Source organism: Burkholderia sp. BCC1208 (assembly GCF_902833095.1).
Classification (GTDB): domain Bacteria; phylum Pseudomonadota; class Gammaproteobacteria; order Burkholderiales; family Burkholderiaceae; genus Burkholderia.
On the sequence record NZ_CADFDY010000008.1, the window covers coordinates 1 to 12707 of the forward strand.

Genomic DNA, 12707 nt, shown 5'->3' on the forward strand with positions numbered 1-12707 from the left:
CCCACCCCCACCACCCGCGCGAAAACTCTCTCAAATCCCGACCAAAAGCTGCGCAGTTTTTCTCGCTGCCCGCCGGTCCGAGCAAGATGAGGAAAAACATTCTCGGCTGCGCGCGAAAAAATAGAGCCATTCGCTGCCGGCCCCCGGCGTCATCCGACGCCCCGTCGCGCGCGGCCCAGAACAGCACAATCCGGAGACTTCCCCCCATGACCGCCCGCCTGCCCGTCGACGGCACGCCTGCCCTGTCCGACTACCGCCTGACCGACAACCTGACCGCGACGCGCGGCCGGATCTTCCTGACCGGCACGCAAGCGCTGGTCCGCCTGCTGCTGATGCAGCGCACGGTCGACGCCGAACTGGGGCTCGATACGGCCGGCTTCGTCAGCGGCTATCGCGGCTCGCCGCTCGGCATGGTTGACCAGCAGCTGTGGAAGGCGAAGAAACTGCTCGACGCGAGCGGCGTGCGCTTTCTGCCCGCGATCAACGAGGAGCTCGGCGGCACGGCCGTGCTCGGGACGCAGCGCGTCGAGGCCGACCCCGAGCGCACGGTCGAAGGCGTGTATGCGATGTGGTACGGCAAGGGTCCGGGCGTCGATCGCGCGGGCGACGCGCTGAAGCACGGCAACGCGTACGGTTCGTCGCCGCACGGCGGCGTGCTGGTCGTCGCGGGCGACGACCATGGCTGCGTGTCGTCGTCGATGCCGCACCAGAGCGACTTCGCGATGATGGCGTGGCACATGCCGGTCGTGAACCCGTCGAACATCGCCGACATGCTCGAATTCGGCCTGTACGGCTGGGCGCTGTCGCGCTACTCGGGTGCGTGGGTCGGCTTCAAGGCGATCTCGGAAACGGTCGAGTCGGGCTCCACCGTCGACCTCGATGCATTGCAGACGCGGTGGCCGGCGCCGGAAGGCTTCGCGCCGCCCGCGGGCGGCCTGCACAATCGCTGGCCCGACCTGCCGAGCCTCACGATCGAGGCGCGCCTCGCGGCGAAGCTTGACGCGGTCCGCCATTTCGCGCGCGCCAACAGCATCGACAAGTGGATCGCGCCGAGCGCGCAGGCGAACGTCGGGATCGTCACCTGCGGCAAGGCGCACCTCGACCTGATGGAAGCGCTGCGCCGCCTCGACCTGACGGTCGCCGATCTCGACGCGGCCGGCGTGCGGATCTACAAGGTCGGCCTGTCGTATCCGCTCGAAATGACACGCGTCGAGACCTTCGTCGGCGGGCTCGCCGAAGTGCTGGTGATCGAGGAGAAGGGCCCGGTCATCGAGCAGCAGATCAAGGACTACCTGTACAACCGCACCGAAGGCGCGCGCCCGCGCGTGCTCGGCAAGCATGACGCCGCCGGCGCGTGCCTGCTGTCCGAGCTCGGCGAGCTGCGTCCGTCGCGCATTCTGCCCGTGTTCGCCGAGTGGCTCGCGCGGCACAAGCCGGCGCTCGACCGCCGTGAGCGCGTCGTCGATCTCGTCGCGCCGCAGATCCTGTCGAACGAGGCCGATGCGGTGAAGCGCACGCCGTATTTCTGCTCGGGCTGCCCGCACAACACGTCGACGAAGGTGCCGGAAGGCTCGATCGCGCAGGCCGGCATCGGCTGCCACTTCATGGCGTCGTGGATGGAGCGCGACACCACGGGCCTGATCCAGATGGGCGGCGAGGGCGTCGATTGGGCCGCGCACGCGATGTTCACCCACACGAAGCACGTGTTCCAGAACCTCGGCGACGGCACCTACTTCCACTCGGGCATCCTCGCGATCCGCCAGGCGGTCGCCGCCAAAGCGAACATCACGTACAAGATCCTCTACAACGATGCGGTCGCGATGACGGGCGGCCAGCCGGTCGACGGCAGCATCTCGGTGCCGCAGATCGCGCGGCAGGTCGAGGCGGAAGGCGTGTCGCGCTTCGTCGTCGTGTCGGACGAACCGGAGAAGTACGACGGCCATCACGGGCTTTTTCCGAAGGGCACGACGTTCCATCACCGCAGCGAGCTCGACGCGGTGCAGCGCGAATTGCGCGAGACGCCGGGCGTCACCGTGCTGATCTACGACCAGACCTGCGCGGCCGAGAAGCGCCGTCGCCGCAAGAAGGGCGAATTCCCCGACCCGGACAAGCGCCTGTTCATCAACGACGCGGTGTGCGAAGGCTGCGGCGACTGCGGCGTGCAGTCGAACTGCCTGTCGGTCGAACCGCTCGAGACGCCGCTCGGCCGCAAGCGCCGCATCGATCAGTCGTCGTGCAACAAGGACTATTCGTGCGTGAACGGCTTCTGCCCGAGCTTCGTGACGGTCGAAGGCGCGGCGCTGAAGAAGGCCGCCGGCGCCGCATTCGACGAAGCGGCGCTCGCCGCGCGCGTCGACGCGCTGCCGGTGCCGGCGACGCACCTCGACGCGGCGCCGTTCGACATGCTCGTGACGGGCGTCGGCGGCACCGGCGTCGTGACGGTCGGCGCGCTGATCAGCATGGCCGCGCACCTCGAAGGCAAGAGCGCATCGGTGCTCGACTTCATGGGCTTCGCGCAGAAGGGCGGCTCGGTGCTGTCGTTCGTGCGGATCGCGTCGAGCGACCGCTGGCTGAACCAGGTGCGCATCGATACGCAGCAGGCCGACGTGCTGCTCGCGTGCGACATGGTCGTCGGGGCGAGCGCCGAAGCGCTGCAGACGGTGCGTCACGCGCGTTCGCGCATCGTCGTCAATACGCACCGGATCCCGAATGCGTCGTTCGTGCAGAACCCCGACGCGAACCTGCATGCGGATGCGCTGCTCGAGAAGATGCGCCACGCGGCCGGCGACGGCTATCTGTCGAGCTGCGACGCGCAGGCGCTCGCCGCGAAGTTCCTCGGCGATTCGATCGGCGCGAACATCCTGATGCTCGGCTACGCGTGGCAGCTCGGCCTCGTGCCGGTGTCGCTCGCCGCGATGATGCGCGCGATCGAGCTGAACAACGTCGCGGTGCCGATGAACAAGCTCGCGTTCTCGATCGGCCGGATGGCGGCCGGCGACGCGGCGGGCCTCGACGCGTTGTGGAACGCGCGGCATACGGTGGCCGCGCAAGCCGCGCCGGAGACGCTCGCCGAGCTGATCGCCGATCGCGAAGCGCGCCTCGACGCATACGGCGGCGCGCGCTACGTCGAGCGCTACCGTGCGCTGGTGAACGCGGCGCGCGCGAAGGGCGACGACGCGCTCACGCGCGCGGTCGCGACGACGTTCTACCGGCTGCTCGCGGTGAAGGACGAATACGAAGTCGCGCGGCTGTACACGGACGATGCGTTCCGCACGGCGCTCGAAGCGCAGTTCGAAGGCGTGCCGGGCCACGCGTACCGCGTGAAGTTCAACCTCGCGCCGCCGACGGTCGCGAAGGCCGGCAGCGACGGCAGTACGCCGAAGAAGCGCGTGTTCGGCCAGTGGATGTGGCCGGTGTTCGGCATGCTTGCGCGTGTGCGCGGCCTGCGCGGCACGTGGCTCGATCCGTTCGGCCGCACGGTCGAGCGCAAGATGGAGCGCGCGCTGGCCGACGATTACGAGACCACGCTCGCGCGTGCGTTCGCCGCGATGACGGCCGGCAATGCGGCGCAGGTCGTGCAACTGGCCGACCTGCATGCCCGCGTGCGCGGCTTCGGTCACGTGAAGGTGCGCAACCTCGCCGGCGTGAAGCGTGCGGAACGCGAGCTCGCGTTGCAGCTCGGCATCGACGCGGCGACGAGCGCGGCCGTGCAGCACGCGCTCGACGAGATGAAGGGCGCGGGGATGCTGAAGGGGATTCCGGTCGTCGTCGCGAAGTAACGCCGCGGCAGGCGGATGTGAAAACGGCGACGCCGGTGCGTCGCCGTTTTTTTGCCTCTCGGGCGGCTGCGCGCCGGCCGCGGCCGATCGTTCAAAGAATGCCTTTCTTGCGCGTCGACAGCGCGGTTTCCGACAGGTCGATCTCGCGAAGCAGCTTCGTCAGCGTCTCGTCGGAAATCTTGCTGTCGGTGCGCAGCCGGTACAGCGCCGAGCGTTCCGCGCGCACGGCCGCGATCCGCATCTGCAATTCCATCGTTTCGGATTGCTTCGCTTGCGCGCGCGGCGTGGGGCCGTCCTCGGCCAGCGCGGCCAGCCGGCGGCGGTACTGGTCCATCACGCGTGCGGAGATGTCCGCGCAGCGCGCCGCGCCCGATTCGTCGAGGTCGGCCGAGATCGCGTCGTGCGACGCGTCGATCGCACGGATCGCGGCCTGCGCGGCGGCCGAGCGTGCGATGCGCTCCTCGTCGCCGAGCGCGTTGCGCGTCGATCGCACGCCGCGCAGCAGCAGCGGCAGGCCGATCACCGCGACGATCAGCGAGCCCAGGATCACGGCCGACGCGATGAAGACCGCGGTGTCGCGGCCCGGCAGCGGCGCGCCGTCGGACAGCGCGACCGGGATCGACAGCACGCCCGCGAGCGTGACCGCGCCGCGCACGCCGCCGACCGTCATCACCGCGATCGTGCGCACGCCGGCCATCGTGCCGGCGAGGCCGTGGCGCGCCGCGCGGCGGCTCGCGAACCAGCGCAGCAGCCATACCCACAGGAAGCGGATCGCATACAGCGCGAGCATCATCGCGCACACGTTGAAGATCATGCGGCCGACCAGCGCGTCGCTCGTATGGTGCGCGTCGACGAGCGCGCGGCCGATGATGTGCGGCAACTGCAGTCCGAGCATGATGAAGACCATGCCGTTGAACACGAACTCGATCATCGCCCACGTGCTTTCGGCGCGCACGCGCGACGCGACGGTGCTTTTGCGCGAAAAGCTCGTGTAATTCATCATCATCCCGGCCGATACGGCCGCGAGCACGCCCGACAGGTCGAGGTGCTCGGCGAACAGGTAGGCCGCGAACGGCACCAGCAGCGTCATCACGATGCCGGGGGCCGGGTCGCCTTCCTGCTCGGCATTCAGGAAGCGCGTCGACAGCGCGCTGAACACCCACGACACGATCGCTCCCGTCGCGAGCCCGCCGGCCGCGACGATCACGAACGTGAGCGACGCGGCGCGCAGCGAGAACACGCCTGTCAGCGCGGCCGCGATCGCGAACTTCAGCGCGACGAGGCCCGACGCGTCGTTCATCAGCGCCTCGCCTTCGAGGATGTGCATCAGTTGCGGCGGAATGCGCCCCTTGCCTGCGATGCCGGACAGCGCGACCGCATCGGTCGGCGACAGCACCGCCGCGAGCGCGAACGCGATCGGCAGCGGCAACTCGGGAATCAGCCAATGCGCGAAGTAGCCCACCGCGAGTACCGTCATGAACACGAGGCCGAACGCGAGCATCAGGATCGCGCGGCGCTGCAGGTAAAGCTCGCGTTTGGGAATTCGCCAGCCGTCCGCGAACAGCAGCGGCGGAATGAACAGCAGCATGAAGATTTCAGGGTCGAACGTGACGTGCAGGTTCAGCTTCGGCCACGCGAGCATCGCGCCGAACGCGATCTGCATCAGCGGCAGCGGCAGTTGCAACGGCAGGAGGCGCGTGACGGCGCCGGACAGCGCGACGGTCAGCAGCAGAATGAGGACTGTGAAGACGATTTCCATCGATACGGCGGATAGGCAGAATGAAACGGTCGTACGGAGTGTAGCGTGCCGACGTGACGGATGCGCTCGAGCGGCCGGTGCGTGCGCACGGAAATGGTGCGTCGATGGTGCGCCACGATGGTGCGGCGGCCCGGCGCGGCCGCGCGGCGCGAGGTTCCGCGCACCTTGCACGGAGCTTGCTTGAAGGTGGGCAGCCGCCCGGCCCGAGCCGGGCAACCGAGGGTCCAACCATGACATTGCGCGCGCCGTCCCGTTCGTCGTTTCGTTCGGCGGACGTCGCGTTCGACCGCATCACCAGGAGAAGGGCATGACGATCGTGCAACAGGAGCGTCCGGCCGCCGCGTCGCCGTACCGGTTCGAGCGGGAGATGAGCTCCGGCTTCGAACGGCTGGCGACGCAGCACCGCGACCTGACGCTCACGACCGTGTTCCAGCCGATATTCAGCCTGTCGCACCAGCGTGCGGTGGGCTACGAGGCGCTGCTGCGCGCGCACGATGCGCTCGACCGCCCCGTGTCGCCGCTCGACGTGTTCGGCGAAGCCGCGCGCCGGGGCGAACTGCTGCAGATCGACCGGCTCGCGCAGGCGCTGCATCTGGAGAACTTCGCGCTGCTCGGCGCGGAGCGCGAGTGGCTGTTTCTCAACGTCCATCCGGGCGTGCTCACGGATCCGTTCCAGGCGGCCGCGCTGCTCGCGAACCTGAAGCGGCTCGGCATGCCGCCGCGGCGTATCGTGCTCGAAGTGCTCGAACAGCGCGCGGACGACGTCGAGCGGCTCGCGGAGGCCGTGCGCGAATTCCGCACGCACGGCTTCCTGATCGCGCTCGACGATTTCGGCGCGGGCCACTCGAACCTCGAGCGGATCTGGCAGCTGAACCCGGACATCGTGAAGCTCGACCGGATCATGCTGTCGCACGCGGCGCACCGTACGGGGCTCACCGCGATCCTGCACGGGCTCGTGACGTTGTTGCACGAGGCCGGCAAGCTGGTGCTCGTCGAAGGGATCGAGACCGAGCACGAAGCGCAGATCGCGCTGTCGTGCGAGGCCGATTTCGTGCAGGGCTACTACTTCGGCCGGCCCGCGCCGGGGCTGCCCGACAGCGCGGCCGCGACCGGCTGCATCGGCGAGCTGACCGAGCGCTTTCGTCAGCAGACCGAAGCGCGCGAGCGGCGCGACACGCAGCGGCTCGCACCGTACCTGCGCGCGTTCGAACGTGCGGCCGAGCGCCTCGAGGCCGGCGAGCCGCTCGACGAGGTGTGCTGGAACTTCCTCGCGCTCGACGCGGCCGCGCGCTGTTTCCTGCTCGACGCGCAGGGCCGGCAGTCGGGCCGCAACCTCGTGCTGCGCGCCGATCGCGCGCTGGCCGAGGCGCGCTTTTCGCCGCTCGCGGACGCGCAGGGCGCGAACTGGCTGCGCCGGCCGTATTTCCGCTCGGCGATCGCCGAACCGGGGCGCGTGCAGGTGACGCGGCCGTACCTGTCGATCAACGAGGCGCAGCCGTGCGTGACGCTGTCGGTGGCCGTGCGCGTCGGCGATGCGCAGCGCGTGCTGTGCGGCGATATCGACTGGAGCGACGACGACGCCGAAGCGGCGTAGGGACGCACGGCTTGCACCGGCGATCGTCGACATGATGCAGCCGCAGGGCGCGCACTTCAGCGCGCGGATGTTCAGGTTCGTGCCCGGCGCCGCGGTGACGGCGTTGTCCGCACTGGTCGGCATCTGGCTCGTGCGGCGCGGCTGAAGGACGCGGCCGACGTATTCGACCGACATACGCGGCCGCCGGGGCGCTGGCGTCCGTCACGCGGCTCGGCTAGGATGCGCGAATTGTCCAGACGATTCGCGGGCCGCCCATGAACCGACACGCCGCTTCTTCCGTTCTCCTCGAAGTGATCGCCACGACCGTCGGCGATGCAAAGGCTGCCGCCCGCGCGGGCGCCGACCGCCTCGAACTCGTGACCGCGATCACCGAAGGCGGGCTCACGCCGAGCGTCGGGCTGATCGAGGCCGTGGTGGCCGCCGTGCCGATTCCCGTCAACGTGATCGTGCGTCCGCACAGTCGCTCGTTCGTCTACGACGCCGACGACCTGCGCGTGATCGAGCGCGACGTGCGTGCGGCCGTCGCCGCCGGCGCGAACGGCGTCGTGTTCGGCGCGCTCGATGCGCGCGGCGACGTCGATCTCGGTGCGCTGGCCCGCATCGCGGCCGCCGCCGACGGGCGCGCGCTCACGTTCCACCGCGCGTTCGACGTCGCGCGCGATCTGAACGCCGCGTTCGACGCGCTGCTGCGCGTACCGGCCGTCACGTCCGTGCTGACGTCGGGCGGCCATCCGTCGGTGCTCGATGCGGTCGCGACGATTACGCGGCTCGTGCGGCAGGCGGCGGGCACGACCTGCACGGTGCTGGCCGGCTCGGGGCTCACGATCGACGCGGTCGGCGATTTCGTGCGCGCCACCGGCGTGCGCGCGGTGCATTTCGGCTCGGGCGTGCGGCCGCGCGGCGAGGTGCTGGCGCCCGTCGACGAGCAGCGCGTCGAACGCGTGCGCGCGGCGCTCGACGGCGCGGCGTCGCACGTGTGATGCCGCCGCTCGCGCACCGTCGCGTATTTCGTACGAACCGGGTTTTTCGGCACACGTTCAAAGAGCCACGGGCGATGGGCGGCGCGGGCCGAGCGCGCGCCGCGAGCACATAAAAAAACCGGGACGTATCCCGGTTTTTTTGCGACGCATGAACTTGCCGTGTGCTTACACGCTCTCCGCCAGCGCATCGGCCTGGCTCGCGCGAATCCCGAGGCGCTCGAACAGCGCACGGTCGCGCTGCGTCTGCGGGTTGCTCGTCGTCAGCAGCTGGTCGCCGTAGAACATCGAGTTCGCGCCCGCGAGGAAGCACATCGCCTGCATCGCGTCGTCGAGCTGCTCGCGGCCGGCCGACAGACGCACGACCGCCTTCGGCATCGTGATGCGCGCGACCGCGATCGTGCGCACGAATTCGAACGGATCGAGCGGCGCGGTGCCTTCGAGCGGCGTGCCTTCGATCGCGACGAGGTTGTTGATCGGCACCGATTCCGGATACGGGTTCAGGTTCGCGAGCTGCGAGATCAGGCCCGCGCGCTCGCGGCGCGATTCGCCCATCCCGATGATGCCGCCGCAGCACACGTTGATGCCCGCGTCGCGCACGCGGTCGAGCGTGTCGAGACGATCCTGGTACGTGCGCGTCGAGATCACCTGGCCGTAGAACTCCGGCGACGTGTCGAGGTTGTGGTTGTAGTAGTCGAGGCCCGCGCTGGCGAGCTGCTGCGCCTGTTCGTCCTCGAGCATGCCGAGCGTCATGCAGGTCTCGAGGCCGAGTTCCTTCACGCCGCGCACCATTTCGGTCAGCGCCGGCATGTGGCGCTCCTTCGGGTTGCGCCACGCGGCGCCCATGCAGAAGCGGCTGGCGCCGTTCGCCTTCGCCGCGCGCGCGGCGTCGAGCACCGTGTCGACGTCCATCAGCTTCTCGGCCTTCAGACCCGTGTCGTGATGCGACGACTGCGAACAGTAGCCGCAATCTTCCTCGCAGCCGCCCGTCTTGATCGACAGCAGCGTCGACAGCTGCACCGCGTTCGCGTCGAAATGCTCGCGATGCACCTGCTGCGCGCGGAACATCAGGTCGTTGAACGGCAGCTCGAACAGCGCGACGACGTCGGCGACGCGCCAGCGTTGCGGGGCCGGTGCAGCCACGGGAATCGCGTCGGGTTGCACGGCGGCGGTCTGGGCTTGGGTCATTTCGTTTTCCTGTCCTGGGCGGAATTTGGGGGATCGGTTGGTCAATGCCGCGCGGCGCGCAGCGACTCGACGAGCGCGGCGATGTCGAGCATCGCCGCGGCGGATTCGGGGGCGGCCGGCGTCATGTGCGCGATGCGGCCGAGGAGCGGCGCACGGTGCTCGCGCGCGAGCCAGTCGCGGATCGTCGCGACGTTCTCGTCGGCGAACGACATGGCCGGGTCGACGTGGTTGGCGACCCAGCCCGCGAGCGTGAGGCCGCGCTGGCGAATCGCATCGGCCGTCAGCAGCGCGTGGCTGATGCAGCCGAGCCGGACGCCGACGACGAGCACGACGGGCAGGCCGAGCGCGACCGCGAGATCGGCGGTGTCCTGCGTGTCGTTCAACGGCACGCGAAAACCGCCGACGCCTTCGACGACGACGACGTCCGCGCGCGTCAGCGCTTCGCGATGGCATGCGACGATCGTGTCGAGGTCGAGCGTCACGCCTTCCCGCGCGGCGACGATGTGCGGTGCGGCCGGCGCTTTCAGCAGGAACGGCGTGCGCAGCTCGGGCGGCAGCACGACGTTCGCGGCGGCGTCGAGCTGGTCCGCATCCTCGTTGCGCCACACGCCGTCGCGTTCGTACGCGCCGGCCGCGACCGGCTTCAGCGCGGCCGCGCGCAGGCCGTGCCGCGCGAAGCCGTGCAGCATCGCGGCCGAGACGAAGGTCTTGCCGATTTCGGTGTCGGTGCCGGTGACGAAGACGGAAAGCGGGGCGGTGCTCATGCGGCTGCCTCGCTGGCTTCGATCAACGCGGCTTCGAGCCGTGCGAGATCGTCGAACGAATGCGCGGCCGACAGAGACACGCGCAGCCGCGACGTGCCGGCCGGCACCGTCGGCGGCCGGATCGCGGGCACCCACAGGCCGTGCGCGTCGAGCGCGCGCATCGCCGCGAGCGTCGCGTCGTTGCCGCCGATCACGAGCGGCTGCACGGCCGTGTGCGAATCGACCGGCTGCCAGCGCGTGTTGCGCAGCAGCGTGCGCGTGCGTTCGATCAGCGCGGCGAGGTGCGCGCGGCGCGCGTCGCCTTCGTCGCCCGCGATCACCTTCAGGCTGGCCGATACCGCATGCGCGACGGCCGGCGGCGCGGCAGTCGTGAAGATGTAGCTGCGCGCGCGCTGGATCAGCCATTCGATCACGGTTTCATGCGCGATCACGAAGGCGCCGGCGACGCCGGCCGCCTTGCCGAGCGTGCCGACGTACACCAGATGCGGCGAACGCAGTGCGGCGGCCGCGAGCGCGCCGCGGCCCTGCGGGCCGAGCACGCCGAAGCCGTGCGCGTCGTCGACGACGAGCCACGCGCCATGGCGTTCGGCCAGCGCGACGAGTTCGGCGAGCGGGGCGAGATCGCCATCCATGCTGAACACGGTATCGCTGACGATCAGCTTCGTTTCGGCGTCCGACGCGTCGAGCAGCGCGGCGAGCGCGGCCGTATCGGCGTGCGGATAGACCTGCACGTTCGCGCGCGACAGCCGCATGCCGTCGATCAGCGAGGCGTGGTTCAGTGCGTCGGAAAAGATCGTCGCGCCCTTGCCGGCGAGCGCCGTCATCGCGGCGAGGTTCGCCATGTAGCCGGTGCTGAAGTACAGCGCGCGCGGCGCATCGGAGAAGCCGCCCGCGAAACCCGCGAGTTCGTCCTCGAGTCGGGCATGCGCGCGCGAATGCCCGCCGAGCAGGTGCGAGCCGCCGCTGCCGGCGCCGTAGCGCTGCGCGCCTTCGCCGAGCGCGGCGACGAGCGCCGGATGCGCGGCGAGGCCGAGGTAGTCGTTGCTCGCGAAGCCGACGATCTCGCGGCCGTTCACGGTCATGCGCGCGTCGCATGCGGTGTCGGCGATGCGGCGCACGCGGCGCAGCCCTTGGGCGTCGAGGTCGGCGAGGCCGCGTTGCAGGGTGTCGAGCAGGCTCATCGGCCGAGGTCCTCCAGCGTGGCGTCGAGCGTGTCGCGCGTGCGCTGCGCGAGCCATGTGACGTCGTCGTCGCTCATCACGTACGGCGGCATCAGGTACACGGTCGTGCCGATCGGGCGCAGCAGCAGTTCGCGCGCGAGCGCCTGCTCGAAGAAGCGCCGCGAGAAACCGCGTGCCGCGTCGCCTTGGAGCGCGACGTCGAATGCGAATAGCGTGCCGCGCTCGCGCAGGTGGCGCACGTGCGGATGCGCGTCGAGCGGCGCGAGCGCCGCGCGCAGCGTCGCCGATTTGCGGGCGTTGCTCGCGAGCACGTCGTCGCGCGCGAACAGATCGAGCGTTGCAACGGCCGCGCGGCACGCGAGCGGGTTGCCCGTGTACGAATGCGAGTGCAGGAAGCCGCGCGTGGTGTCGTCGTCGTAGAACGCCGCGAACACGTCGTCGCGCGTGAGCACGAGCGACAGCGGCAGGTAGCCGCCGCTGATGCCTTTCGACAGGCACATGAAATCGGGCCAGACGCCGGCCTGCTCGCATGCGAAGAAGGTGCCCGTGCGGCCGCAGCCGACCGCGATCTCGTCGGCGATCAGGTGCACGCCGAATTCGTCGCACAGCGCGCGCAGCCCGCGCACGTACGACGGATCGTGCATCGCCATGCCGGCCGCGCACTGCACGAGCGGCTCGACGATCAGCGCGGCAATCCGGTCGCCGCGTTCGACGAACAGGCGCCGCACGTCCGCGAGTGCGCGGCCCGCGACGTCGGCGGCCGTCTCGCCGGGCTGCGCGCCGCGCGCATCGGGCGACGCGACGACGTGCGCATGGCGGATCAGCGGGTCGTACGCATCCTTGAACAGCGCGACGTCGGTCACGCCGAGCGCGCCGATCGTCTCGCCGTGATAGCTGTTCGCGACGCAGACGAATTCCTGCTTGTTCGCGCGGCCGCGGTTGCGCCACGCGTGGAAGCTCATCTTCAGCGCGATCTCGACGGCCGACGCGCCGTCCGACGCGAAGAACGCATGGCCGAGCGTGCGCGCGGTGAGCGCATGCAGCCGTTCTGCGAGTTCGATCGCCGGTTCGTGCGTGCAGCCGGCGAGCATCGCGTGCTCGAGCGTGTCGAGCTGGTCCTTCAGCGCCGCGTTGATGTCCGGGTTCGCATGGCCGAACAGGTTGACCCACCACGAGCTGATCGCGTCGAAGTAGCGGCGGCCGTCACGGTCGTACAGCCACACGCCCGCGCCGCGCGCGACGGGGACGAGCGGCAGGCGCTCGTGATGCTTCATCTGGGTGCAGGGATGCCAGACCGCGCGCAGGCTGCGCGCGACCCAGTCGTCGGTGGCTGGCGTACTCAAGGCGACTCCGGGGGTAAAACGGCCGCGCGGCATCGACGGGATGCCGCGCGGCGGGACACGAAACGCGCAGAGATTAGCGTGTTCCGCTGGACGTTGCACTAGCGGTTACAAACGCCGCAAAG

General features: G+C 69.9%; 8 protein-coding genes. 3 read left to right on the top strand and 5 right to left on the bottom strand.

Annotation, left to right across the window (positions count from 1 at the left end; translation table 11 throughout):
- Positions 1-206 precede the first annotated feature (206 nt).
- Positions 207-3779, top strand: coding sequence for an indolepyruvate ferredoxin oxidoreductase family protein (locus HWX09_RS19385; RefSeq protein WP_027785590.1), 3573 nt, complete (start codon positions 207-209; stop codon positions 3777-3779).
- Between the two features lie 91 nt (positions 3780-3870).
- On the opposite strand, the gene HWX09_RS19390 is transcribed toward HWX09_RS19385, so the two are convergent.
- Entirely contained in the window at positions 3871-5538 is a 1668-nt protein-coding gene (locus HWX09_RS19390) for a Na+/H+ antiporter (protein ID WP_027785589.1), read from the bottom strand.
- A 307-nt stretch (positions 5539-5845) separates the two neighbouring features.
- Between HWX09_RS19390 and HWX09_RS19395 the strand changes: the two genes are divergently transcribed.
- A complete protein-coding gene (locus tag HWX09_RS19395; protein ID WP_027785588.1) occupies positions 5846-7132 on the top strand; it encodes an EAL domain-containing protein in 1287 nt (428 codons plus the stop codon).
- A gap of 254 nt (positions 7133-7386) precedes the next feature.
- Positions 7387-8112 carry a copper homeostasis protein CutC gene (locus HWX09_RS19400; RefSeq protein WP_027785587.1) on the top strand — a complete coding sequence of 242 codons (726 nt, stop codon included), beginning with the start codon at positions 7387-7389 and terminating at the stop codon, positions 8110-8112.
- Positions 8113-8277: 165 nt separating this feature from the next.
- On the opposite strand, the gene bioB is transcribed toward HWX09_RS19400, so the two are convergent.
- From bioB to bioA, 4 genes are read right to left on the bottom strand one after another with little or no spacing between them, the layout of a single operon-like run.
- Positions 8278-9297, bottom strand: coding sequence for a biotin synthase BioB (gene bioB / locus HWX09_RS19405; protein WP_027785586.1), 1020 nt, complete (start codon positions 9295-9297; stop codon positions 8278-8280).
- 41 nt (positions 9298-9338) lie between these two features.
- On the bottom strand, positions 9339-10061 hold the full coding sequence (gene bioD / locus HWX09_RS19410; protein ID WP_027785585.1) for a dethiobiotin synthase: 723 nt from the start codon (positions 10059-10061) through the stop codon (positions 9339-9341).
- Entirely contained in the window at positions 10058-11242 is a 1185-nt protein-coding gene (gene bioF, locus HWX09_RS19415) for an 8-amino-7-oxononanoate synthase (RefSeq protein ID WP_027785584.1), read from the bottom strand. The genes bioD and bioF overlap by 4 nt, the downstream gene beginning before the upstream one ends.
- A complete protein-coding gene (gene bioA, locus HWX09_RS19420) occupies positions 11239-12585 on the bottom strand; it encodes an adenosylmethionine--8-amino-7-oxononanoate transaminase (RefSeq protein WP_027785583.1) in 1347 nt (448 codons plus the stop codon). Before bioA ends, bioF begins: the two co-directional genes overlap by 4 nt.
- Positions 12586-12707: the final 122 nt, after the last annotated feature.